At 71.8% G+C, this 23,122-nt stretch carries 21 protein-coding genes; 11 read left to right on the top strand and 10 right to left on the bottom strand.

What is annotated here, in order from left to right:
• Positions 1-166: 166 nt before the first annotated feature.
• Positions 167-1,687, bottom strand: a complete 1,521-nt coding sequence (locus ACZ4WS_RS31625; RefSeq protein WP_467985887.1) for a leucyl aminopeptidase — start codon at positions 1,685-1,687, stop codon at positions 167-169.
• Between the two features lie 330 nt (positions 1,688-2,017).
• Here ACZ4WS_RS31625 and ACZ4WS_RS31620 point away from each other — a divergent pair, with 330 nt between their 5' ends.
• The 4 genes from ACZ4WS_RS31620 (at position 2,018) to ACZ4WS_RS31605 (ending at position 7,830) form a co-directional block, all read left to right on the top strand.
• On the top strand, positions 2,018-4,042 hold the full coding sequence (locus tag ACZ4WS_RS31620; RefSeq protein ID WP_467985885.1) for a hypothetical protein: 2,025 nt from the start codon (positions 2,018-2,020) through the stop codon (positions 4,040-4,042).
• Positions 4,043-4,136: 94 nt separating this feature from the next.
• Positions 4,137-5,657 carry a GT4 family glycosyltransferase PelF gene (gene pelF / locus ACZ4WS_RS31615; RefSeq protein WP_467985883.1) on the top strand — a complete coding sequence of 507 codons (1,521 nt, stop codon included), beginning with the start codon at positions 4,137-4,139 and terminating at the stop codon, positions 5,655-5,657.
• On the top strand, positions 5,654-7,177 hold the full coding sequence (locus ACZ4WS_RS31610) for a hypothetical protein (RefSeq protein ID WP_467985882.1): 1,524 nt from the start codon (positions 5,654-5,656) through the stop codon (positions 7,175-7,177). Before pelF ends, ACZ4WS_RS31610 begins: the two co-directional genes overlap by 4 nt.
• Complete coding sequence (locus ACZ4WS_RS31605; RefSeq protein WP_467985880.1) at positions 7,174-7,830, top strand: spherulation-specific family 4 protein; 657 nt, start codon at positions 7,174-7,176, stop codon at positions 7,828-7,830. The genes ACZ4WS_RS31610 and ACZ4WS_RS31605 overlap by 4 nt, the downstream gene beginning before the upstream one ends.
• A gap of 10 nt (positions 7,831-7,840) precedes the next feature.
• Here the strand turns inward: ACZ4WS_RS31605 and ACZ4WS_RS31600 are convergent, their stop codons facing one another.
• Together ACZ4WS_RS31600 and ACZ4WS_RS31595 are read right to left on the bottom strand one after the other, a co-directional pair.
• Positions 7,841-8,452 (bottom strand): RDD family protein, encoded by a 612-nt coding sequence (locus ACZ4WS_RS31600; protein WP_467985878.1) that lies wholly within the window; start codon positions 8,450-8,452, stop codon positions 7,841-7,843.
• 86 nt (positions 8,453-8,538) lie between these two features.
• Positions 8,539-9,321, bottom strand: coding sequence for an adenosylcobinamide-GDP ribazoletransferase (locus ACZ4WS_RS31595; protein WP_467985876.1), 783 nt, complete (start codon positions 9,319-9,321; stop codon positions 8,539-8,541).
• Between the two features lie 155 nt (positions 9,322-9,476).
• Between ACZ4WS_RS31595 and ACZ4WS_RS31590 the strand changes: the two genes are divergently transcribed.
• Entirely contained in the window at positions 9,477-10,244 is a 768-nt protein-coding gene (locus ACZ4WS_RS31590) for a hypothetical protein (RefSeq protein ID WP_467985875.1), read from the top strand.
• On the opposite strand, the gene ACZ4WS_RS31585 is transcribed toward ACZ4WS_RS31590, so the two are convergent.
• From ACZ4WS_RS31585 to cobT, 3 genes are all read right to left on the bottom strand, one after another.
• On the bottom strand, positions 10,181-10,882 hold the full coding sequence (locus tag ACZ4WS_RS31585; RefSeq protein WP_467985874.1) for a hypothetical protein: 702 nt from the start codon (positions 10,880-10,882) through the stop codon (positions 10,181-10,183). The two genes, ACZ4WS_RS31590 and ACZ4WS_RS31585, sit on opposite strands and share 64 nt — an antisense overlap.
• A complete protein-coding gene (locus ACZ4WS_RS31580; protein ID WP_467985872.1) occupies positions 10,879-12,675 on the bottom strand; it encodes a phosphatidylglycerol lysyltransferase domain-containing protein in 1,797 nt (598 codons plus the stop codon). The genes ACZ4WS_RS31585 and ACZ4WS_RS31580 overlap by 4 nt, the downstream gene beginning before the upstream one ends.
• Positions 12,676-12,965: 290 nt before the next feature.
• Complete coding sequence (cobT, locus tag ACZ4WS_RS31575; RefSeq protein WP_467985870.1) at positions 12,966-14,057, bottom strand: nicotinate-nucleotide--dimethylbenzimidazole phosphoribosyltransferase; 1,092 nt, start codon at positions 14,055-14,057, stop codon at positions 12,966-12,968.
• 135 nt (positions 14,058-14,192) lie between these two features.
• Here cobT and ACZ4WS_RS31570 point away from each other — a divergent pair, with 135 nt between their 5' ends.
• Positions 14,193-15,269 (top strand): class I SAM-dependent methyltransferase, encoded by a 1,077-nt coding sequence (locus tag ACZ4WS_RS31570; RefSeq protein WP_467985868.1) that lies wholly within the window; start codon positions 14,193-14,195, stop codon positions 15,267-15,269.
• 20 nt (positions 15,270-15,289) lie between these two features.
• Here ACZ4WS_RS31570 and ACZ4WS_RS31565 read toward each other — a convergent pair whose 3' ends face one another.
• Positions 15,290-16,492, bottom strand: coding sequence for a bifunctional adenosylcobinamide kinase/adenosylcobinamide-phosphate guanylyltransferase (locus tag ACZ4WS_RS31565; RefSeq protein ID WP_467985866.1), 1,203 nt, complete (start codon positions 16,490-16,492; stop codon positions 15,290-15,292).
• A 256-nt stretch (positions 16,493-16,748) separates the two neighbouring features.
• Between ACZ4WS_RS31565 and ACZ4WS_RS31560 the strand changes: the two genes are divergently transcribed.
• The gene (locus tag ACZ4WS_RS31560) at positions 16,749-16,961 is read left to right on the top strand and encodes a hypothetical protein (RefSeq protein ID WP_099500908.1); all 213 of its coding nucleotides are present in this window, start codon (positions 16,749-16,751) and stop codon (positions 16,959-16,961) included.
• Between the two features lie 93 nt (positions 16,962-17,054).
• Here the strand turns inward: ACZ4WS_RS31560 and ACZ4WS_RS31555 are convergent, their stop codons facing one another.
• The 3 genes from ACZ4WS_RS31555 to ACZ4WS_RS31545 form a co-directional block, all read right to left on the bottom strand.
• Positions 17,055-18,125, bottom strand: a complete 1,071-nt coding sequence (locus ACZ4WS_RS31555) for a S1C family serine protease (protein ID WP_467985864.1) — start codon at positions 18,123-18,125, stop codon at positions 17,055-17,057.
• Positions 18,126-18,185: 60 nt separating this feature from the next.
• Positions 18,186-18,887, bottom strand: a complete 702-nt coding sequence (locus ACZ4WS_RS31550; protein ID WP_467985863.1) for a class I SAM-dependent methyltransferase — start codon at positions 18,885-18,887, stop codon at positions 18,186-18,188.
• 83 nt (positions 18,888-18,970) lie between these two features.
• Positions 18,971-19,597: a DUF3043 domain-containing protein gene (locus ACZ4WS_RS31545; protein ID WP_467985861.1), complete on the bottom strand. Its 627-nt coding sequence runs from the start codon at positions 19,595-19,597 to the stop codon at positions 18,971-18,973.
• A gap of 258 nt (positions 19,598-19,855) precedes the next feature.
• On the opposite strand from ACZ4WS_RS31545, the gene ACZ4WS_RS31540 reads away from it, so the two are divergent.
• The 4 genes from ACZ4WS_RS31540 (at position 19,856) to ACZ4WS_RS31525 (ending at position 23,057) form a co-directional block, all read left to right on the top strand.
• Positions 19,856-20,647, top strand: coding sequence for a PspA/IM30 family protein (locus ACZ4WS_RS31540; protein ID WP_467985903.1), 792 nt, complete (start codon positions 19,856-19,858; stop codon positions 20,645-20,647).
• Positions 20,648-20,686: 39 nt separating this feature from the next.
• Positions 20,687-20,965, top strand: coding sequence for a PspA-associated protein PspAA (gene pspAA / locus ACZ4WS_RS31535; protein ID WP_467985859.1), 279 nt, complete (start codon positions 20,687-20,689; stop codon positions 20,963-20,965).
• Between the two features lie 170 nt (positions 20,966-21,135).
• Complete coding sequence (locus ACZ4WS_RS31530) at positions 21,136-22,377, top strand: sensor histidine kinase (RefSeq protein WP_467985857.1); 1,242 nt, start codon at positions 21,136-21,138, stop codon at positions 22,375-22,377.
• Positions 22,374-23,057: a response regulator gene (locus ACZ4WS_RS31525; RefSeq protein ID WP_467985856.1), complete on the top strand. Its 684-nt coding sequence runs from the start codon at positions 22,374-22,376 to the stop codon at positions 23,055-23,057. Before ACZ4WS_RS31530 ends, ACZ4WS_RS31525 begins: the two co-directional genes overlap by 4 nt.
• Positions 23,058-23,122: the final 65 nt, after the last annotated feature.

Below are 23,122 nucleotides of genomic sequence, written 5' to 3'. Positions count from 1 at the left end.
CAGAAAAGAGGGCGGCAACGCATGACACAACACCCACCCACCCCCCTCCCCCTCCCCTCCTCCCCCCCCCCCCCCCCCCCCCCACCCCCACACCCAACCCCCCCCCCCCCCCCCCGACACCGGCTTTTGCGCCCCGGAGGCGAACCGAGCCCTGAAAAGGGGCGCGTCAGCCCAGGTCGCCCGCTGCCGTCAGCTCGGCGAGCCGAACCAGGGTGCGGACCGCGGAGCCGGTGCCGCCCTTGGGGGTGTAACCGAACGGCCCGGCCTCGTTGAACGCGGGACCCGCGATGTCCAGGTGCGCCCACGTGATCCCCTCGCCCACGAACTCCCGCAGGAACAGACCGGCGACCAGGCCGCCGCCCATCCGCTCGCCCATGTTGGCGATGTCGGCGGTCGGGGAGTCCATCCCCTTGCGCAGGTGCTCCGGCAGCGGCATCGGCCACGACTCCTCGCCGACCTCCTCCGCGGCCTCGACGATCGAGGCGCGGAACGCGTCGTCGTTGGCCATGACACCGAAGGTGCGGTGGCCGAGGGCCAGCACCATGGCGCCGGTGAGGGTCGCCACGTCGATGATCGCGTCCGGCTTCTCCTCGGACGCCTTCCACAGCGCGTCGGCGAGGACCAGCCGGCCCTCGGCGTCCGTGTTGAGGACCTCGACGGTCTTGCCGCTGTACATGCGCAGCACGTCGCCCGGGCGGGTGGCGGTACCGGAGGGCATGTTCTCGGCGAGCGCGAGCCAGCCGGTGACGTTGACCTCCAGGCCGAGGCGCGCGGCGGCGACCACGGCGGCGAAGACGGCCGCCGCGCCGCTCATGTCGCACTTCATCGTCTCGTTGTGCCCGGCGGGCTTGAGGGAGATGCCGCCCGAGTCGTAGGTGATGCCCTTGCCGACGAAGGCGAGGTGCTTCGTCGCCTTCGGCGAGGTGTACGACAGCTTGACCAGGCGGGGACCGGCGGCCGAGCCGACGCCGACGCCGAGGATGCCGCCGTAGCCGCCCTTTTCGAGCGCCTTCTCGTCGAGCACCTGCACCTTGATGCCGTGCTCCTTGCCGGCCGCGGTGGCGACGGCGGCGAAGGACTCGGGGTTCAGGTCGTTCGGCGGGGTGTTGATGAGGTCGCGGGCGCGGTTGAGCTCCTCGGTCACGGCGGTGGCGCGCGCGATCGCGGCCTTGTACGCCGCGTCGCGGGGCTTGCCGCCGAGCAGGGAGACCTCGGCGAGCGGGGCCTTGCCGTTCTTCGCGTCCTTGCCGTTCTCCTTGTAAGCGTCGAAGGAGTACGCGCCGAGGCGGGCACCCTCGGCGACGGCACCGGCGTCGGCGGCGTCCGTGATCGGCAGGGCGAAGGCGGCCTTCTTCGCACCGGCGAGGGCGCGGGCGGCGGCACCGGCCGCGCGGCGCAGTGCCTCGGCGTCGAACGTGCCGTCCTCCTCCGGGACCGCTCCCAGGCCGACGGCCACGACGACGGGGGCCTTGAAACCGGACGGCGCGGGCAGCTTCGTCACCTCGCCCTCGGCACCGGAGGCGCCGAGGGTCTCCAGGATTCCGGCGAGCCCGCCGTCGTACGCCTTGTCCACGGCCTCGGCGCCCGGTGCGACGACCGGGCCCTTGGGGCCCTTCGCGACACCGACGACGATCGCGTCGGCCCGCAGACCTGACGCTGCGGCGGTGCTGAGAGTGAGAGCAGTCACGGTGGTGAAATCTCGCTTCCGTTGAAATCGCTGTGGCCGAGAGGGGTGGGTCGACCGGGCCCGACGGCTGACCCTAGATCCGGCCTGTGGGGCGGTCCTTACCGGGGCGGGTAAGTACCCGGGACGAGCCTACGCTCGGGGCCGGGTTTCGCTCATTCCTGCGGGTGTTCACCGACCGGTGGTGTCGTGTCCACTTCTCGCCCCTCACTCCAGGTGACCTGAGTCACACTCATCGTGTTCCGGTGAGCGCGACGCTCGCCGCTTTGCATCATTTCCACGGATCCTCCTCGGTTCGGCCAAAAGAGGATCTTCGAGGGGGAGGAACGACATATGGCGCACTCCGCGCACAGATACAGAAAAGCGGCCGCTGTCTCAGCGGCCGCCGGTCTGTTGGCGCTGGGCCTGGGGGCTCCCGGCGCGTCCGCGGCGACCACGCCGCGCATCGATCTCAAGGTGCTGGTCGTGGACAACGGTGACAGCCCCGTCGAGGCCGTCACCGCCGAGCTGAAGAGCATCGGCATCCCGTACACCACCGTGAACCTCAATGACTCGGGCCGCCCGACGATCGACGCGGCGTTCCTGAGCGACACCGTGAACGGCACCCCGCGGGCCAAGTACCAGGGTGTCGTCCTGCCCAACGAGGCACCGTTCGGTTCGGGTTCGGCCGAGCAGACAGCCCTGGAGTCGTACGAGACGACGTACGGCATCCGGCAGGTCGACGCCTACACCTGGGCCCACCCGGAGGTCGGGCTCGACTACACCGACCAGAACGGCGGCTGGTCCGGCACCCTGGACGGCGCGCGGACCCAGGTCACCGCGGCCGGCAAGGCGGGCCCCTTCCGCTACCTGGACGGGCCGCTGACCTTCGAGGACAACGACACCTCGGTGTCCGAGAGTTACGGCTACGCCGCCCACCCGAGGGACGGCTTCACCAGCTACCTGGACGCGCCGACCGGCGGCACCCTGCTCGGCCAGTACACCCACGGCGGCCGCAGTGAACTCGTCGTCACCTTCGCGTACAACCAGTACCAGGAGCAGTTCCGCGTCCTGGCCCCCGGCATCGTGGAATGGCTGACGCAGGGCGTACACCTCGGGCAGAGCCGCAACTACTTCGCCGTACATGTCGACGACGTGTTCGCCCCCGACGCCCGCTGGGACACGGTCAACAACTGCACGCCCGGCGACATCGACTGCGTGAACGGCGGCAGCACGGCCCCGGACATCCGGATGACGGCGGCGGACGCGCAGTACGCCGCCCAGTGGGAGCAGGCCAACGGCTTCACGCTCGACATGGTCTTCAACGCCGGCGCGGGCGAGGAGTGGAAGGCCGACAACGGCAACGCCGACGCCCTCACGGACCAGCTGCTCGCCGACAAGGCCAAGTACCGCTGGGTGAACCACACCTACACCCACCTGTTCCTCGGCTGCGTCCAGGACGTCACGACCGTGCCGTGGAGCTGCGCCAAGAACGCGGACGGTACGACCCAGTACATGAGCCGCGCCGACATCTCGGCGGAGATCTCCAACAACTACAACTGGGCGCTCACCCACGGCCTCTCCACCGACCGCGCCGAGCTGGTGACCGGCGAGCACTCGGGTCTGAAGACACTGCCGCAGCAGCCCGCCGACAACCCGAACCTCGCGGGCGCCCTCGCCGACAACGGCGTCAAGTGGACCGCCTCCGACAACTCCCGCGAGCCCGCCCAGCGCGCGGTCGGCAGCGCACTCACGGTGCCGCGCTACCCGATGAACGTGTACTACAACGCCGGTACGGCGGCCGAGATGACCGACGAGTACAACTGGATCTACACGTCCAAGGCCGACGGCGGCAGCGGAGTCTGCGAGAACAACGCCACCTCGACCTGTCTGAGCGCGCCGCTGGACACCGCCACGGGCTACACCTCGTACATCGTCCCGCTGGAGGCGCACACCGCGCTCGGGCACGTCCTCAGCAACGATCCGCGCCCGCACTACGCCCACCAGTCCAACCTGGCCGAGGGGCGCATCCTCTACCCGGTCCTGGACAAGGTGCTCACCGATTACAAGGCGCTCTACGCCGACAACACCCCGCTGGAGAACCCCCGGCAGAGTGCGATCGGCACCGAGCTCCAGCGCCGCGCCGCCTGGCAGACGGCCGTGGCCAACGACAGCGTCACGGCCTACCGGACCGGCACGACCGTCACTGTCACCGCCCCGTCCGGGACCCGGATCCCGGTGACCGCACCCGAAGGGACCAAGAAGCAACTCCTGCTCGGCACCACCGCGTTCGGGACGCCGTACGCGGGAGAGCGCTCGGCCTGGACCACGCCGGAGGTCCTGCAGTCCGCTCTCAAGCTGACCCTGCCCGCGTCGTAAGGCGCGGCCAGCAGCACCACGCGCACCCCGGCCAGGACCGGCCGGGGTGCGCGCCCGAGCCGGAGTGAATGTTCCACAGGGGGGAACTCGCACGATGCGCAACGGCCGTCATGTCACCATGCTCACCGAAGGCACCTATCCGCATGTCCACGGCGGGGTCAGCACCTGGTGCGACCAGCTCGTGAAGGGCATGCCCGAGGTCGACTTCCATATCGTCTCGCTCACCGGCAGCGGCCGCGAACCTGTGACCTGGGAGCTGCCGCCCAACATCTACCGGCACACCTCCGTGCCGACCTGGGGCCCGAGGCCGGGACGCGCCCGCGCGCCGCTGGGCCGGGCCCGCCGCCGCTTCACCGACACATACGAGCGCTTCCTGCTCTCCTTCCTCGACCCGGAGGCGCACTGCGACTTCGGCGAGGCGCTCTACGAGCTGGCCGAACTCGCCCGGGACGGGCGCCTGTCGGCGGCCCTGCGCACCGAGACCGCGCTGCGCTCGCTGATGTGGATCTGGACGATGCCGCATCTGCCGACGGCCGCCGCCCGGCCCACCGTGCACGACGCGCTGACCGCCACCGACCTGCTGGAGCACGCCCTGCGCCCGCTCGGCGTCCGCATCCCCGAGGACTCCGTGGCGCACGCGGTCAGCAGCGGGCTGGCCACGCTGCCCGCCCTGGTCGCGCACCACCTCGACGGGGTCCCGTTCCTGCTCACCGAGCACGGCATCTATCTGCGCGAGCGCTACCTCGGCTACCGCAGCGGCGAACAGCGCTGGCCCGTCAAGGCGTTCATGCTCGGCTTCTACCGCGAGCTGAACTCCCTGGGATACCGGGCGGCCGACCTGATCACCCCGTGCAACCAGTACAACCGCCGCTGGGAGGAGCGCGGCGGCGCCGACGCCGACAGGATCCGCACGGTCTACAACGGCGTCGACCCGCACGCCTTCCCGCACGCGGGCCCCGAACCCGAGGTGCCGACCCTCACCTGGTGCGGCCGCGTCGACCCGATCAAGGACTTGGAGACCCTGCTGCACGCGTACCGCATGGTGCGCGCCGAACTGCCCGAGACCAGGCTGCGGTTGTTCGGCCCGGTACCGCCCGGCGGAGAGGCGTACCGCACCCGCCTGGAGAAGCTCGCCGCCGAGCTGGGTGTCACGGACGGGCTGACCTTCGAGGGCCGCATCAGCGAGGTGTGGCGCGCGTACGCGGCCGGACACGTGGTGATGCTCTCCTCGATCTCCGAGGGCTTCCCCTTCTCGATCATCGAGGCGATGTCCTGCGGCCGTACGACGGTGTCGACCGACGTCGGCGGAGTGCGCGAGGCGGTCGGCGACACGGGCATCGTCGTACCGCCGCGCGAACCGGAGAAGATGGCCGCGGCGGCACTGACGCTGCTGCGCGACGACGAACGGCGCCTGACTTTGGGTGAGTTGTCCCGCCAGCGGGTCATCGACCGCTTCACACTGCGCCGTTCCGTAGACGCTTTTCGGACGATCTACCAGGAGCTGGCGGGCCTGCCCGAGGTGTACGAGCCCACGCTCGAGACCGTCGCCGACTGGACCCTGGAACTGCGCGATCCCTGGTACCAGGCGGTCGCCACGGACGGGACCGACTGGTGAGCGGTTCGCTCCGGATGCCGCCCGGCACGGACGAGGACACGCTCCCGCTCGTGCCGCGGCAGCGCCAACCGCCGAGCTGGGCACAGCCGGACCCCATCGACGAACTCGCCGATCGCCTGGGTGACTTCATAGCGGCGGCCGTCCACCCCGACGAGATAGCCGCGCTCCTCGAATCCGACGGCATGTCGGACGACCGGATACGCGAGCGCTACGGCGTGAAGAACTCCTTCGCCCTCGCGCAGGAGCTGTACGAACGGGTCGAGCGCCACTACCCCGAGCCGGAGGGGCCGGTCCACGACCCATGGCAACTCGGCCTGCTCGGCTGCCTTTTGCGGGGCGTCGTCTTCGCCCTGCCGGGGCTCGGATACGTCCTGGGGGCGCCGCTCCTCGCGGGTCCGAAGGAAGACTTCGGGCTCCCGGCCGGGACGGTCCCGCTGCTCGCGGGGGCGCTGTGCGGCTGGACCTGGAACCAGGGGCTCGCCCACCGGGCGTACTCCTGGCTGGGCCTCGGCGACCGCGCGGCGGCCCGCCGCGCGCTGCTCGTCGGGGCTCCGGTGGGCGTGCTGCTCGGCTCCCTTGTCGCCCTGGCCGCGGCGGGTACGGCCCACCTCGGCGCGGTCGCCTTCGCCGCCGGACAGTCCTGCTATCTGGGCGCCGCCACCGTGCTGCTGGTCATGGGCCGCGAACGGGCCCTGCTCGCCGCCCTGCTGCCCATGGCGGCGGGCGCGGTGCCGGCTCTGGTCCACCCGGTTCCGGACCCGGCGAGAGCGGCCCTGCTGCTGGGTTCGCTGGCCGCGGTCGCACTCATCGCCCTGCTCGAAGTGGCGCCCGCGGTGCGGGGGTCGGGGGACGGGAGCTGGACGGCCGCCTTCGCGGCGCTGCTGCCGTTCGGGATGCTCGGGTCCACCCCCGAGCGCGGGCCCCGTACCGCCGCACCCTGGCTCGCCGGATCCCTGCCGTACGCCCTCTTCGGGCTCGGCAGCGGTGTCCTGGTGCTGTACGCGGCGCTCGGGGACGTACTGGCGGGCGCGCACACCACAGTGGCCGCGCCCGCCGCGGTGGCACTGACGCTCAGCATGGGCCCGGCCGAGTGGCTGCTCTTCCGGTTCCGCAGCGGCAGCCTCGCCGGACTGCGCTCCAGCAGCACGTCGAGGGACTTCTGGCGGACCACCGCGGTCACCCTCGTCCAGTGCCTCACCGGCTACCTCGCCGCACTGCTCGCGCTCAGCCTCGCCACGTCCGCGCTGTGGCCGCACGCGCCGGCGATCACCGGCGGCGTACGGCTCGCCGGGCTGCTCCTGCTGGGGGTGGTCCTGTGGACCGGGCTGCTGCTCCAGTCCTTCGGCGCCGTCACCAGCGCCGCCGTGGTCTGCGGTGTCGCCGCCCTCGCCCAGACCGTGGCACTGGCGACCCGCGCGGGCAGCCCGCACTGGGTGGGCCTGATCGTGTACGGGGCGGCGGCAGGGGTCCAGGCCGGGCTCGTCTGCGGTCTGCTGGGGAGGGCGACGGCCCACCGATGACCACACAGGGTGCCCTTTTGGTGCCGTACTACGAGCATCCGTCCGTCCGCCCCGCCGAATGGGAGGCCCTCCTCGCCGCCGCGCCCCGCCTCTACGGGGTCGTGCTGAACCCGGCCAGCGGTCCGGGCGAGCGCCCCGATCCGGCGTTCGCCGCGGTTGCCGAGCGGCTGCGCGCGGCGGACGTACGGGTGCTCGGGTACGTCGACACCGACTACGGCCGCAGACCGCGCGCCGACGTCGTACGCGAGCTGTCCCTCCACCGCGCCTGGTACGGGGCAGACGGCGCGTTCCTCGACCAAGTCGCCTCGGGAATCGCCGAGTTCGCGTACTACCAGCGGCTCGCGACGGCCGCCTGGGGCCTGGGCTGCGGCACCCTCGCCCTCAACCACGGCACGGCGCCGCACCCCTCGTACGCCCGTATCGCCGACGTGCTCGTCACGTTCGAGGGCAGCTGGGAGACGTATCGCCGACCGAGTCCTCCGCCGCGGACGGGCGCGGGTGCGCGGCTGTGCCACCTCGTCTACGGGGTGCCGGTGGGCGTCGGTGCGGCAGCTTGGGCACGAGAGCGGGGAGCCACCCTGCACTGTGCGGTGCCGGGCGTGGGCGATCATCCTTGGGGTACGTTGCCGCACGGCCTGGAGCCCGCCCCATGAAGCCAGATGCTCAAAAAGTAGGAGTGGGGGGCGTGGCGCCGGACGTGCTGAGCCCCAGGCCCGTGACCGCCGTTCCGGCGAGGCGGTCGGCCAGGGAGCGGCGGCTCGGCGAGAGTACGGGCAGCGCGTTGACGAAGAACATCACGACGGCGACGGCCCACACCAGCACCGACAGCAGGAACTGGCCCTCGATGAGCAGGACGCAGGCCACCGCGTAGACCGCGACGTCCGCCGCCGTGGTGACCGCGGCGCGCAGGGCGGCCCGGCGCGGGGCGGCCGGTGTGACCTTCAGACCCAGCAGGCCCTTGCCGATCGTGCGGCCGGCGAGAGCCAGGCACGCCCACTGGTAGAGGAAGGTGACCACGATCAGCAGCCCGAAGGCCTCCTCCACGTACAGCACCGCCTTGTTCCACAGCGAGAGCCCCAGGTGCTCCGAGGCGTTGATGACATCGCCGCGCGAGGTCAGCAGGTCGAAGCCGCTCCTCGTGGCGAGGTCGGGCACGTCGGTGACGAGCGCGGATATGCGGTGGAAGGTGAGCACGGCGAGCACCGAGGCCCCCGAGAGCACCAACGCGAAGTCGATGAACCAGGCCACGGCACGGCGAAGCTTCGGCACGGACATCCCCCGATGACGATCATGAGTTGGGCGTTCGGCGGCTCAGATTAGTCACGGGGCGGGTGCGACCGGTGAGTTCACCGGGGATCGTTTCAACCCAGTGACAGAACCACGAGTGCCGTCGTCGCCGCCGTCTCGGCGAGCCCGCCGAAGACATCGCCCGTGACCCCGCCGAAGCGGCGCGTGCAGTGCCGCAGCAGCAGTTCGGCGATCGCGCAGGCGGCGAGCACCGCCACCGCGGCGCGCACGATGTCGTACGTCCCCAGGAGCGCGCCCGCGCCCGCGGCCACGCCGACCACGGCGGCCGTCACCAGCAGGGCGCCGCGCACCGGCACGGTGCCCGCGACCGTCGCGCCCAGACCCTCGGGGCGGGCCGGGGGCACCCCGGCGCGGGCGGCCAGCGTGAGGGCCAGACGGGCCGCGGTCGCCGAGACGACGGCCGCGAGCGCGCCCCGGGCCCACGAGGTGTCGTATGCCTGGAAGAGTGCGGCCACTTGGGCGAGCAGCACGAAGAGCAGGGTGATCACGCCGAACGGGCCGATGTCCGACTGCTTCATGATCCGCAGCGCGTCCTCGGCGGGCTTGCCGCTGCCGAGTCCGTCCGCGGTGTCGGCGAGCCCGTCCAGGTGCAGGCCCCGGGTGAGCGCGGCCGGTACGGCGGCGGAGGCCACGGCCGCGAGCAGCGGGCCCGCGCCCATCGCGAGCAGCGCCACGCCCACGAGGGCCGCGCCCGCCCCGACGACCAGCCCGGCCACGGGCGCGCACAGCATCCCGCCGCGCGCGGCGTCGCGGTCCCAGCGGGTCACCTTCACGGGGAGCACGGTGAGGGTGCCGAAGGCGAAGCGGAGGCTGTCGGGCAGGGGGGTCTTGGACACCGGCGCAGAGTACCCGGGTGCCCGGAGGGCGGATACAGCGGCTGTGGATGCTGCGTTCTCCCGGGGGACAACCCCCGGACCCCCGGCCGGAGAAGCAGGTTGGCCCGACGCGACCGGCGCGAACATCGCTCGGCATACCTGGATAAAGTTCGCACATGGGTCATTGGTTGCACCGGAACATCGTCGAGCCGGGAAAGCTGCCGCTGTTGCTGGCGCTCGCCTCCTTCGTGCTGACCTTCGTGATCACCCGCGTCATCGTCCGGCTCATCCGTGCGGGCAAGGGCCCCTTCGGCAATGTGAAGGCCGGTGACCTGCACATCCACCATGTCGTCCCCGGCGTCGTGCTGACCGTGATCGGCGGCTTCGGGGCGGTGGCCAGCAGCCGGTACGGCTTCGGCGCGGCCGCGTTCGCTGTGATCTTCGGGATCGGCGCGGGTCTGGTGCTCGACGAGTTCGCGCTGATCCTGCACCTCCACGACGTCTACTGGACCGAGGAGGGGCGCAAGAGCGTCGAGGTCGTGATGGTCACGGCGGCAATCGTCGGTCTGGTGCTCGGCGGATTCGCCCCGTTCGGCGTCAACGACCTCAGCCAGGAGGAACTCCAGGACCGTGGCGGCGTGATCCTGAGCGTGTCTCTGAACTTCTTCTTCTCGCTCGTCGCCCTGAGCAAGGGCAAGGCGCGCACCGCGATCTTCGGGGTGATCGTCCCGTTCCTCGCCCTGGTCGGCGCGATCCGGCTGGCCCGCCCCGGCTCGCCGTGGGCCAAGCGCTTCTACCGCCGCCGGCCGCGCGCCCGGGCCAAGTCGAGACTGCGGTCCTACCACCACGACCGCCGCTGGGCGGGCCCCCGCCGCACGCTTCAGGACTGGATCGGCGGCAAACCGGATCCCGTCCCCGCCCGGACCCTGCCCGGCCGCCGGTGACGCACCGCGGAGATCCAGCACACCACCACGACGGCGGAGATCGCGGCGAGGTGCTCCTTGCCCGCGAGGTTCTCCTTGAGCAGCACCTCGATCACCATGGCCCCGACGACCACACCCGCGGTCAGGTACGCGCCATAGCGCCAGCCGAGGAACACGGCGAGGCCCACCACGGCCGCCGACGGGCCGGTGTCGACGACCTGCGCGTCCGACGCGGGCAGCCCCAGCGGGTTGTGCGGGCCCAGCGCGATGCCCACGCGCGCGTAGAGCGTCCCGGCCAGTGTGGCGACGTACGCGATGACGAGCGTCCGCCACCAGCCCAGACAGATCTCGGCGATCCCGAACACGAGCAGGATCTGCACGAGCGCACCCCACACCGGGAGGTCCAGCGCCGGGACGAACAGGGAGAGCGGGGTGCGCAGAAGGGCCAGCCAGAGCGGGTCCTCCGTGCGGACGGCGCCGACGTTCTGCACGAACTGATAGCCCCAGGACTGGTTCTGCACGAACTGGAAGGCGGCCGTCAGACAGACCGCCCCGATGGTCATGGGGATCGCCCGCCAGTGCCTCTTCATGAGCGCCTCGCGCGCGGTGACGTGCAGCAGTCCCCATTCCGTGCGGGCCCAGCGGGCGAGGGTACTCATCTGTGCGACTCCAGGTGCTTGCGGTGCAGCCACTTCGGCAGGCCCGGCGCCTCCAGGAACCCCTCGGCGCGCGCGGCGGCGACACCGATGCGCAGCAGGTCCGCGCTCTTCTCGAAGAGCAGGAACCGGGGCTCCCAGATGGGCCGGTACTTGGCGTTGGCGCGATACAGCGACTCGATCTGCCACCAGCGCGAGAAGAAGCTGAGGAGCGACCTCCACAGCCGCAGCACCGGTCCCGCACCGAGGCGCGCGCCACGTTCGAAGACGGATCGGAACATGGCGAAGTTGAGCGAGACCTGAGTGATTCTGATCTCCTGGGCGCGCCGAAGGAGTTCGATCACCATGAACTCCATCAGCCCGTTCTCGGAGTCGCGGTCGCGCCGCATGAGGTCGAGGGAGAGCCCGTGCGGCCCCCACGGCACGAAGGAGAGCACCGCCCTCAACTTCCCCTGGGCGTCGGTGCATTCGAGCATCACGCACTGCCCGTCGTCCGGGTCGCCGAGCCGCCCGAGCGCCATGCTGAACCCGCGCTCCGTCGCCCCGTCCCGCCAGTCGTCGGCGCGCTTGAGCAGATACGCCATCCTCTCGGCCGGAATATCCTCGTGGCGCCGGATGCGCACCTTGTACCCCGCGCGCTTGACCCGGTTGTAGGCCTGCCGGACGGTGCGCATGGCCCGTCCTTCGAGGGTGAACTCGGCGGTCTCGACGATCGCTTCGTCACCGAGCTCCAGCGCGTCCAGCCCATGCCGGGAGTAGACCGTGCCCGCCTCCTCGCTCGCGCCCATCACCGCCGGGATCCAGCCGTGCGCGCGGGCCTCGGAGAGCCAGGGGTCGATGGCGCCGGGCCACGCCTCGGGATCGCCGATCGGGTCGCCGGAGGCCAGCGAGACCCCGCCGACGACGCGGTACGCGACCGCCGCCTTGCCGGTCGGCGACCAGACCACGCTCTTCTCCCGGCGCAGCGCGAAGTAGCCGAGCGAGTCCCGGTCGCCGTTCTTGTCGAGCAGCACCCGCAGCCGCTTCTCGTCGTCCTCGGTGAGCGGGTCGACGGCGCGGCGGGAGCGGAAGGCCGCGTAGAAGACGGCGAGGACGAGCAGGGTGCTGAGCACGTTGACGGTGACGTTGACCCAGTTGGGCGTCGTGATCCCGGGGTAGTGGGAGTCGTCGGCGGCGACCGAGACGAGCCGCAGGGTGCCGTAGCGCCAGCGGTCCAGGAAGGTCGAACGGTACGCGTCGTGGGCGTTGTTGGTGACCGTCACCAGGAGCGCGGCGAGCAGCGAGGTGACCAGCAGGCCGCCGACCGCGACGGCCGCGGCGAGCTTCGGGTTCGAGCGGTCGCCCTTCGCGTAGAACTCGCGGCGGCCGATGACGAGCGACGCGACGAACGCCGCCGTCAGGACGAGCGAGATCCAGTTCTGCGCGTACTGCCGGATCTCCGGGAACGCCATCGCGACGGCGAACAGCAGCAGGAACAGCCCGCTGAGGACGAAGTTGAGGATCCACGCGGCCCGCTTGCGCCGCCGCATGGTGATGGCCAGGAACATCGTGAACACACCGGAGGCGAATCCTGCCGTCAGCAGGTACGGCGTGAAGTAGTTCTCCGTGTTGTGCCGCCGCACGTCCTGCCCGAGCGACACCCACGCGGCACTCAGAAAGTTGATGAACGTGACGGCACGCAGATACCAGACTGCGAAGGCGGCGGCCCGCCGTGAGGCAGCGGTGGACCGCCGGTCCCCGTCCCCCTGGCGGGCCGGCGCCCGTTCCTGCTCAGCGGCAATTCGGGCATCTCCCATAAAGGGCGATGATATGGGGCGGGGTGGTGTGTGCGGGGGAGGGGCGGTGCGGGTGGTGCGGGTGCGCTGCCGCTGGGCTTTGTGATGGACTCTGCGGCGCTCTGCGGCGCGCTCTTGGCGCTCCGCGCCGGCCCCCCTCGGCCTCTCGGCCCCTGCCCCCCTCGGCCTCTCGGCCCCTCGCCCATCGCTGCCAGGTCGCTGTCGCCCCTGCTGCCGGGCAAAGGGAATCCGCCGCGACGGCGCTCAGCCGAGGCGGCGGATTTCGGCGGTGCCGAACCGGTCGTACGCGATTACTCGTCCTGGTCGGAGGCCTCGGGCTCGGGCTCCGCCTCGGGGGAGGGAGCCTCCGGCAGGTCGGCTGCCAGGGCTGCCGCCGCCTGGACCAGGGGCAGGGCCAGCAGCGCGCCCGCGCCCTCGCCCACGGTCACGCCGTGGTCGAGCAGCGGCTCAAGGGCCATCCGGTCCAGCGCCTTCGTCTGCGCCGGCTCCCCGCTGTCCTGCCCGGCCAGCCACCAGTCCGGCGCCCGGAAGGCGACCCGCTGCCCGACCAGGGCGCACGCGGCCGAGACGACCCCGTCGAGAATCACCGGCATCTTCCGCACCGCGCTCTGCAGCAGGAACCCGGTCATCGCCGCGAGATCGGCCCCACCGACCGTCGCCAGCAGCTGCAACTGATCCCCGAGCACCGGCCGGGCCCGCCGCAGGGCGTCCCGGACGGCGGCGCACTTGCGCATCCACGCGAGGTCGTCGATGGCCCGCCCGCCCCGCCCGGTGACGACCGACGCGTCGGTCCCGCACAGCGCCGCGACGAGCACGGCGGCCGCCGTGGTCCCGCCGACGCTGACATCGCCGAGCACCACCAGATCCGTACCGGAGTCCGCCTCTTCGTCCGCGACGGCGACACCCGCGCGGAACGCGGCCTCCGCCTCCTCCAGGGTCATCGCGTCCTCGACGTCGATACGTCCCGAACCGCGCCGCACCCGATGACGTACGACCTCGGCGGGCAGCCCGTCCGGCTCGCAGTCGAGCGCCATGTCGATCACGCGCACCGGCACGCCGAGCCGCCGGGCGAGGATCGACGCCGGGCTGGCGCCCTCAAGGACCGCCCGCACCAACTGGTCGGCGCTGCCGGCGGGCCGCGCCGACACGCCGAGTTCGGCGACCCCGTGGTCGCCCGCGAACAGCACCACGCGCGGGTGCTCGATCGGCCGCACCGGCACGGCCGACTGCGCCGCGGCCAGCCACTCACCCAGGTCGTCGAGGCGGCCCAGTGCTCCGGGCGGCACGATCTGGCGCTCCCGGCGCGCCTCGGCGTCGCGGCGCACGCCTCCGTCGGGGCGCTCGATCAGATCGGTGAAGTCGTCGAGATTAAGCGAGCTCATTCGCCGAACAGTACCGGCAGCGATCGAACACGGCTGCGCCACGTCGTTGCGCTCGGGATCGAGATTCGATACGTACCGTTTGTATCGGATTGTCGTACGGCCCGACAGCTGCCCCGTCGCCCCCCAGGAGCACCCATGCGCCCCACCCCGCAGTCGATCGCCGAACGCCGCGCCGCCTGTCTGAGCGAACTCGCCCAGGGCACCGACCGGTTCCACGAACCGCGCCGGGCCGACTGCCCCTGGTGCGGTTCGAAGCGGCTGCGCACCCGGCTGCGTACGCCCGACCTGCGGCAGCGCAAGCCCGGTACCTTCGTCGTCGACGAGTGCGGGGACTGCGCCCACGCCTTCCAGAACCCCCGGCTCACGGCGGAGGGGCTGGCCTTCTACCACCGGGACTTCCGCGAAGGACCCGGGGTGGCCGAGGGACTCGACGGCCTCGCCGAGCGGATCCTCGGTGCCCGCGGCAGCCGCCGACGCCACCTGGCCGCGGCCCGCGCCATGCTGCCGCACCCCGAACCGGAGAGCTGGCTCGACGTCGGCACCGGGCACGGGCACTTCCCGGAGGTGGCCAAGGAGATTCACCCGTACACGGCGTTCGACGGGCTCGACCCCACCCGGCGCGTCGAGAAGGCGCGGGCGGCCGGGCGGGTCGAGGAGGCGCACCGCGGCCGGCTCGCCGACCCGGAGATCGCCGAGCGGTTGCGCGCCCGCTACGACGTCGTGAGCATGTTCCACCACCTGGAGCACACCCGCGACCCGCGCGAGGAACTGCGCGCCGCGCTGGAGGTGCTGCGCCCCGGCGGACACCTGCTCGTCGAAGTCCCGGACCCCGACTGCGCGTTCGGCGCGCTGCTGGGCAAGTGGTGGGTGTCGTACGGCCAGCCGCGCCATCTGCACCTCATGCCGCTGCCCAACCTGCTCGGCGAGCTCGAATCCCTCGGCTGCCTGGTCGTCTCGACGGACCGCCGGGAGCCGCACATCCCGTACGACCTCTCGGGCGCCCTCGCCCTGGCCCTCGGCCGCGCCCTCCCCGGCCTCGACGCGCCCTGGCGTCCCGCGCCGCCGTCCGCCCTTCAGCGCCGCCTGCGTACGGCTCTGACCCGCGCGTCCGCCCCGCTGCTCGCCTCGGCCTCCGCGCTGGATCACGGGCTCGCCCCGCTCTTCCGCCGCACCCGTTTCTCCAACGCGTTCCGCATCATTGCCCGGCGCTGACGCCGCGGTTCCTCACCCCCTCACCCCCGCAACGCCACCGCCTGCCCCGCCACCACCAGCACCACATGCTCACACTCCGCCGCGAACCCCGCGTTCAGACGCCCGAGTTCGTCGCGGTAGCGGCGGCCGGAGGCGGTGGCGGGGACGATGCCGGAGCCGACCTCGTTGGAGACGGCGACGAGGGTGCGGCGGGTGCGGCGGACGGCGGCGGTGAGTTCCTCGACCCGCGCCCGCAGCGCGCGCTCGCCGCCCCCGGACCACTCCGCGTCGTCCCAGGCGTTCACGGTGTCCATCGCGTCCGTCAGCCACAGCGAGAGACAGTCGATGAGCAGCGGAGGGCCGTCCTCCGCCAGGAGGGGGACCAGGTCGCAGGTCTCGGCGGTGCGCCAGGAACCGGGGCGCCGCTCGCGGTGGATGCTCACCCGGGACGCCCACTCGCTGTCCCCGTTGCGCGCGCCGCCCGTCGCCACGTACAGCACGTTCGGGAAGGCCTCGAGCCGCCGCTCGGCCTCGACGGACTTGCCGGAGCGCGCGCCGCCGAGCACCAGCGTGCGCCGCGGCACATCGGGCACGTCCTCGTAGACGCCCACGTCCAGCGTCGTCCCGTCCGGCACCGCCCGCGCGCCCGCCGCCGCGAGCCGCCGGCGCAACTCGGCCCCCGGCGGCACGTCATGGTCCAGATGCACCGCGATCACGTCCGTCGTCGGCCCGACCGCGCCGACCGCCCGCAGCTTCGCCAGGGCGTCCGGCCGCCCCACGACATCGGTGAGCACCATGTCGTACGGCGCGTCGCCGTTCGCCTCGAGCCCGGCGGGCGCCGCGCCCGGCGGCAGATACAGCAGCCGCTGCCCGTCCGGCCCGGTCACCGCGTACCCCGTGCCGGGCGCGTCCATCGGCACCGCCCGCACCCGGTGCCCGGTCAGCAGCGCCAACTCCCGCCCGTCCGGCACCCGGCCGGGCTGCGGCAGCCCGGCCGGGACCTCGACCGCGGGTCCGTCGTGCGGATGCGAGAGCAGCACCTGCCGTACGCCGCCCAGCGAGTGCCCGGCGCGGGCGGCCGCGAACGCCGCGCCGGGCGTGAGGTCGAGCAGCAGCGTGCCGTCCACGAGCAGCGCGGTGGCCGCCCGCGCGTTCTCGCCGAGCGCGGTCGCGCAGGCCGCGCAGGGACAGTCGGGGCGGGGCAGGCCCTCGGGGGCGCCGGTGCCGAGCAGAGTCATTTCCACGCCCTGAGTTTCCCGCGTCACCGTAGGTGGCGCGCGTTCGGGTACAACGCCCGGAGGGGCGCGGGGCCGTCCCTTCGTGCGGTTCCGCCGCGTGGGCGCGCTCAGCCACGACAACCGGCACTCGCCCCACGACCCGCAACTCGTCCCACGACTCGCGATCTTCTGTCCCCCACCCGGCGGAGCGCCTAGGCTTCGGGCAGGAGCCGGATCTTGTCCGGCTTCCGCTGTGCAGTGTGCTCATACCTGGGAGGCGTACATGGCGGCATGGACGTGGCGGTTCGAGAAGTCCGACGGGACAGAGGTCCAACCCGCGGTGCAGCCCGAGGAGTTCACCACGCAGGGGGACGCCGAGTCCTGGATCGGCGAGGTGTGGAAGGACCTCCTGGAGGGCGGCGCGGACCAGGTGTTCCTCTTCGAGGACAGCACGCAGATCTACGGGCCGATGAGCCTGCACGCCGAGCCGGAGTAGGCCGGTCGGGGTTGCCGCGGTCGAACCCCGGCAACCCCGCCGCTGTTTTTGTCCGGCGGCCACTGCCCACCCGACGTCGGATCTCGCCCGACGTCAGATCTCGCCCAACGTCACCTCGACCGTCTTCTGGGTCCCGCCCCTGGTGAACGTCACCTTCGTCTTGTCGCCCGGCTTCTCGGCGGCGAGTGCCTCGGAGAGGGAGGTGATCGTGGTGATGTCGGCGTTGCCGAGCTCGGTGATGACGTCGCCGGGCCGGATGCCCGCCTTGTCGGCCGCGCCGCCGCTCTTCACCTCGACCACGGCGACCCCCGACGCCTTGTAGTTGTCGTCGACGACCGTACGGCCCGTGATGCCGAGCGTGGCCCGCCCCGAGTCGGTGACCTTGCCGTTCCTGATGATCTGGTCGGCGATCGTCTTCACCATCGACGCGGGGATCGCGAAGCCGATGCCGGCCGCCCCACCGCCCTCGAGATCGGGTTCGGTGGCGGCGAGCGTGGGGATGCCGATGACCTGCCCGTCGAGATTCACCAGCGCGCCGCCGCTGTTGCCGGGGTTGATCGCCGCGGACGTCTGCACCATGTTCGCGATGGTGGCCCCCGTACCGCCGCCGGTACGGCCCTCACTGACGGTGCGTCCGATCGCCGAGACGATGCCCTGGGTCACGCTGGACGACAGCCCGAGCGGTGAGCCCATCGCCAGCACGATATGGCCGACCTCGACCTTCGAGGAGTCCCCGAAGGCCGCCGCCTTCAGCCCGCCGGGCACCTTGTCCAGCTTGATGACGGCGAGATCCTGGTCCGGGTACGCGTAGACGAGCGTCGCCGGCAGCTCGCCCTCGCTGTTGGCGGTCGTGACCCTGAACTTCTTCGCGTTCCCGACCACGTGCGCGTTGGTGACGATGTGTCCCTTGTCGTCGTACACCACGCCCGACCCGAGATCACTGCTCGCCTGGATCTGCACCACCGACGGCAGGACGTCCTTGATCACCCTCAGATACTCGTCCTGCAGATCGTCGGCCGCCGCCGGGACAGCGGCCTGCGTCGTCGTCGAGCCGTCCTTCTTGGACGACGAGGAGTCCGAACAGCCGGAGAGCAGAGCGGCGGAACAGGCGAGAACGACTACGGGGGCGGCGAGCCGAAAGACGCGGGAACGGGAAGCATCCATGCCTGAAGTTTCCCTTTTCGGGTGATGCCCCGACCTGCGATGCGCACCCGAACGGGTCGCTCAGCCGCGCACTCCGCACAGGTGCAGCAGCGCCGCCACCTGCCGATACGGATCCGTACGCCCCGCCCGCTCCTCGACGGCCAGCAGCGTCTCCGCATCCGGCGGAACCGGCGCCCCGTCGACCGCCGTATCCGTGAAGACCCGCACCCCGTACCAGGCGTGCAACGGCGCCCCGATGCCGGCCAGCGTCGATGTCAGCGTGGCGAGGCGGTCGGCGCGGACGTCGAGCCCGAGCCGGTTCGTGTACGCGGTGGTGTCGAAGGCGGCGAGCGCCGACGTCCAGTCGCCGGACAGCCCGGGCCGCATGGCCAGCGCGTCGGCATTGCGTACGAGCAGCGAGAGCAACCCGCCGGGCGCCAGCATCCGCGCCAGGCCCGCCAGCAGCGCGTCCGGCTCCTCGACGTACATCAGTACGCCGTGGCACAGCACCACGTCGAAGCTGCCCGGCAGGAAGTGGACGCCCGTCTCCTGGCCGTCGCCCTCGATGAGGCGTACGCGGCCGCGGATCCCCTCGGGCTCGGCGGCCAGGGCCTCCCGGGCCGCGGCGAGCATCCGCGCGTCCTGTTCGAGACCGGTCACCTGATGCCCGGCCCGGGCCAGCCGCAGCGCCTGCGTACCCTGGCCCATCCCGACGTCGAGGACCCGCAGCCGCTGCCCCACCGGGAACCGCCCGGCTATCTGCTCGTCGAGCTGCCGGGCCACCAGCTCCTGCCGTACGACATCACGCAGGCCGCCCAGCTTGTTCAGCCAGGCATCCGCCGCGCCCCCGGAGAAGGATGTTGTGCTCAGGGCCGCTCTCCGCGCTTGACCTGCGGCTTCGGCAGCCGGAGTCGACGCATCTGGAGGGTGCGCATCAGCGCGTAGGGGACCGCGCCCTTCTTGGGCAGGTCCGGGTAGCGCGTGTTCAGCTGCTTCTTCAGGCGGATCGCGATGCCGATCGAGTCGACCACGATCATCACGATCACCACGAGCCACAGCAGCAGCGCGATGTTCTGCAGCGAGCCGACCCGCACCATGCTCAGCACGAGAATGATCACGGCCAGCGGCAGGAAGAACTCCGCGATGCAAAAGCGCGAGTCCACGAAGTCGCGCGCGAACTTCCGCACCGGCCCCTTGTCACGGACAGGCAGGTAGCGCTCGTCGCCGCTGGCCAGCGCCTGGCGCTGCTTCTCCAGCTGGACACGACGATCGTCACGCTGTCGCTTGGACGCCTCCTTGCGCGACGTCGGCGTGTTGGCGACGCTACGACGCTGGGTCTGGGCCTCACTGCGCTTGGGCGTGGGGCGGCCCTTCGGGGCCTGCGGGTCACGGGTCTGCTTGGAGTCGGTCACCGGCGCCTTGTCGGCGGGGGCCTTCTCTTCCTTGGCACGGCTACGGAACACAAAACCCAAGGGTACGTGGTGCGGGGGCATGGACGTCGTTCGAGTGGGGAACGATCCGGCAACACCGCACGTCTGTAGTGGGACAGAGGGGACGTTGCGCACGGTTGGCCGGGCGGGGCGACCCCTAGGGCCACCTACTCCCTACGCCGGAGTGGGGTCGTACGCAGTCGTCCTTGGGGATGAGCGCATCCGTCCCCGAACAGTGCGGTAATGGATGCAGGGCCCGTACTGTGGGTTCTGTTGCAGTACCTGGAGCTGGAGTCCGTCAGAAGGGGGCGCGCGAAGCCCATGAGCGGTGTCATGAAGCGTATGGGGATGATCTTCCGCGCGAAGGCGAACAAGGCCCTTGACCGGGCCGAGGACCCGCGCGAAACCCTCGATTACTCGTACCAGAAGCAGCTGGAGCTGCTCCAGAAGGTGCGCCGCGGCGTCGCGGACGTGGCGACCAGCCGCAAGCGCCTCGAGCTGCAGCTGAACCAGCTCCAGAACCAGTCCACCAAGCTGGAGGACCAGGGCCGCAAGGCGCTCGCGCTCGGCCGCGAGGACCTGGCCCGTGAGGCGCTGTCGCGCCGGGCCGCGCTCCAGCAGCAGGTCACCGACCTGGAGACGCAGCACCAGACCCTCCAGGGCGAGGAGGAGAAGCTCACCCTCGCGGCGCAGCGCCTCCAGGCGAAGGTCGACGCCTTCCGCACCAAGAAGGAGACGATCAAGGCCACGTACACGGCGGCCCAGGCGCAGACCCGGATCGGGGAGGCCTTCTCCGGCATCTCCGAGGAGATGGGCGATGTCGGCATGGCGATCCAGCGTGCCGAGGACAAGACCGCGCAGCTGCAGGCGCGCGCCGGCGCCATCGACGAGCTGCTCGCCTCGGGCGCGCTCGACGACCAGTCGGGGCTGGCCAAGGACGACATCCAGAGCGAGCTGGACCGGCTCTCCGGTGGTACGGATGTAGAGCTGGAGCTGCAGCGCATGAAGGCGGAGCTGGCGGGCGGCTCCTCGCCGCAGCAGGCGATCGAGGGCGGCACGGGGCAGTCCCAGTCGCAGCAGTCCCAGGACACTCCGCGCTTCGACAAGCAGTAACCACCTGTACGACCGGGTCCCACGCCTTAGGAGGGCGACATGATCGTACGGATCATGGGGGAGGGGCAGGTGAGGCTGGCCGAGAGCCACCTCACCGCACTGAACAAGCTGGACGACGAGCTGCTCGCCGAACTGGAGAGCGGCGACGAGTCCGGCTTCCGCCGGACCCTGAGCGCCCTCCTGGACGAGGTCCGCCGCCTGGGCGCTCCGCTCCCCGACGACTCCCTCGAACCGTCGGAACTCATCCTCCCGTCCCCGGACGCGTCCCTCGCCGAGGTCCGCGAGCTGCTGAGCGACGACGGTCTGATCCCCGGCTGACCCCGCCCCTCACATGCCGGCGGGGCTGATGTCAGCCCGTCCGGCGTTTGAGGACGAGCGCGAAGCGCGATACGGGGGTCTGGCGGCGGAGCCCCCAGGTACGGGAAGGGCAGGGACGGCGGAGGCAGCACCCGTTCCGCGTCCGGCAGGGCACCCGTACCGTAAGCGGGGTGAGCACCCTAGAGCGCACGAGGTGCAGAGCCCGAGCCCACCCCGTGGCAGTGGACGCCGCCCTCGCCGCAGTCGTCCTCGCCTGCATGACCGCCGGCTCCTTCGTGGACCCGCACGGCGAGCACGGCGCGACCTGGGGCGCCCGCACCCCGAACCCCCTCAGCCTCACCCTGATGGTGCTCGGCGCGGCAGCCCTGGTCTTCCGCCGCCGCACCCCGATGACCGTCCTCGCGGCGACCGTGGCCGTCTCCCTGGTGGAGCTGGTGACCAGCGACCCCCGGGCCCCGGTGGTGATGTCCGCCGTCGTCGCCCTCTACACCGTCGCGTCGGCGACCGACCGCCCCACGACATGGCGCGTCGGACTGGTCACGATGACCGTCCTGACGGCGGTCGCGATGCTCGCGGGTCCGATGCCCTGGTACGCCCAGGAGAACCTCGGCATCTTCGCCTGGACGGGCATGGCCGCCACCGCGGGTGACGCCGTACGCAGTCGCCGCGCCTTCGTGCACGCGATCAGGGAACGCGCCGAGCGAGCCGAACGCACCCGTGAGGAAGAGGCGCGCCGCCGCGTCGCCGAGGAGCGGCTGCGGATCGCCCGCGATCTGCACGACGTCGTCGCCCATCACATCGCCCTGGTCAATGTGCAGGCCGGAGTCGCGGCGCACGTCATGGACAAGCGGCCCGACCAGGCCAAGGAGGCGCTGGCCCACGTACGGGAGGCCAGTCGCTCCGCACTCAACGAACTCCGCGCCACCGTCGGGCTGTTGAGACAGTCCGGGGATCCCGAGGCGCCCACCGAGCCCGCCCCCGGCCTGGCCCGGCTCGACGAACTCGCGGACACCTTCCGCAACGCGGGCCTCCCCGTCGAAGTCGCCCGTTCCGACCACGGCACCAGCCTGCCCGCCGCCGTCGACCTGGCCGCGTACCGCGTCATCCAGGAAGCCCTCACCAATGTGCAGAAGCACGCGGGCGCGGAGGCGAAGGCCGAGGTCAGCGTCGTACACGTGGGACCGAACGTGGAAGTGACGGTCCTCGACAACGGGCCCGGGCAGGACGACGGGCCGGAGGAGGAGGACGACGGGCCGGGGGAGGGCGGCGGGCACGGACTGCTCGGGATGCGCGAGCGGGTCACCGCGCTCGGCGGCAGCTGCACGGCCGGTCCCCGGTACGGAGGCGGCTTCCGGGTCCATGCGATCCTTCCGGTCAAGAACCGCACGCCTGCCAGGGGGGCCTCCGTATGACCATCCGTGTCCTGCTCGCCGACGATCAGGCACTGCTGCGCAGCGCCTTCCGTGTTCTCGTCGACTCCGAGCCCGACATGGAGGTCGTCGGCGAGGCTGCCGACGGCGCGGAGGCCGTGCGGCTGACGCGGGACGAGCGGGCCGACGTCGTCCTCATGGACATCCGGATGCCGGGGACCGACGGGCTGGCCGCCACGCGGCTGATCACCGCCGACCCCGGGCTCGCGCATGTACGGGTCGTCATGCTGACGACCTTCGAGGTCGACGAGTACGTGGTGCAGTCGCTCCGGGCGGGCGCGTCCGGGTTCCTCGGGAAGGGCGCCGAGCCCGAGGAGCTGCTGAATGCCATCCGGATCGCCGCCGGTGGCGAGGCGCTGCTGTCGCCGGCGGCCACCAAGGGGCTGATCGCCAAGTTCCTGGCGCAGGGCGACGGTTCGGACGAGGAGCGGGATCCCGCCCGCGCCGAGCGGCTGGAGGCGCTCACCGGACGTGAGCGCGAGGTGCTCGTCCAGGTCGCGGGCGGCCATTCGAACGACGAGATCGCCGAGCGGCTGGAAGTCAGCCCGCTGACGGTGAAGACGCACGTCAACCGGGCCATGGCGAAGCTCGGCGCGCGCGACCGGGCCCAATTGGTGGTCATCGCGTACGAGTCCGGGCTGGTCCGTCCAAGGGTGGACTGAGCTCCACGTGGGTGTACTCAGGAGCGCCGCGCGAAGAAGCGGGCGAAGAAGGCCGGGGTTCCGGC

It is taken from the genome of Streptomyces sp. NPDC029292 (assembly GCF_055569295.1).
The sequence above is the reverse complement of the archived record's forward strand: the minus strand, read 5'-3'. Positions and strand labels throughout refer to the sequence as shown.

Excerpts from the sequence above, each read along its gene's own strand:
- cobT (WP_467985870.1), bottom strand. The coding sequence starts at position 14,057 with ATGAGCTCGCTTAATCTCGACGACTTCACCGATCTGATCGAGCGCCCC.
- ACZ4WS_RS31620 (WP_467985885.1), top strand. The coding sequence starts at position 2,018 with ATGGCGCACTCCGCGCACAGATACAGAAAAGCGGCCGCTGTCTCAGCG.
- ACZ4WS_RS31580 (WP_467985872.1), bottom strand. The coding sequence starts at position 12,675 with ATGGGAGATGCCCGAATTGCCGCTGAGCAGGAACGGGCGCCGGCCCGC.
- ACZ4WS_RS31600 (WP_467985878.1), bottom strand. The coding sequence starts at position 8,452 with ATGTCCGTGCCGAAGCTTCGCCGTGCCGTGGCCTGGTTCATCGACTTC.
- pelF (WP_467985883.1), top strand. The coding sequence starts at position 4,137 with ATGCGCAACGGCCGTCATGTCACCATGCTCACCGAAGGCACCTATCCG.
- ACZ4WS_RS31545 (WP_467985861.1), bottom strand. The coding sequence starts at position 19,597 with ATGCCCCCGCACCACGTACCCTTGGGTTTTGTGTTCCGTAGCCGTGCC.
- ACZ4WS_RS31590 (WP_467985875.1), top strand. The coding sequence starts at position 9,477 with ATGGGTCATTGGTTGCACCGGAACATCGTCGAGCCGGGAAAGCTGCCG.
- ACZ4WS_RS31585 (WP_467985874.1), bottom strand. The coding sequence starts at position 10,882 with ATGAGTACCCTCGCCCGCTGGGCCCGCACGGAATGGGGACTGCTGCAC.
- ACZ4WS_RS31525 (WP_467985856.1), top strand. The coding sequence starts at position 22,374 with ATGACCATCCGTGTCCTGCTCGCCGACGATCAGGCACTGCTGCGCAGC.
- pspAA (WP_467985859.1), top strand. The coding sequence starts at position 20,687 with ATGATCGTACGGATCATGGGGGAGGGGCAGGTGAGGCTGGCCGAGAGC.
- ACZ4WS_RS31560 (WP_099500908.1), top strand. The coding sequence starts at position 16,749 with ATGGCGGCATGGACGTGGCGGTTCGAGAAGTCCGACGGGACAGAGGTC.
- ACZ4WS_RS31605 (WP_467985880.1), top strand. The coding sequence starts at position 7,174 with ATGACCACACAGGGTGCCCTTTTGGTGCCGTACTACGAGCATCCGTCC.
- ACZ4WS_RS31555 (WP_467985864.1), bottom strand. The coding sequence starts at position 18,125 with ATGGATGCTTCCCGTTCCCGCGTCTTTCGGCTCGCCGCCCCCGTAGTC.
- ACZ4WS_RS31570 (WP_467985868.1), top strand. The coding sequence starts at position 14,193 with ATGCGCCCCACCCCGCAGTCGATCGCCGAACGCCGCGCCGCCTGTCTG.
- ACZ4WS_RS31540 (WP_467985903.1), top strand. The coding sequence starts at position 19,856 with ATGAGCGGTGTCATGAAGCGTATGGGGATGATCTTCCGCGCGAAGGCG.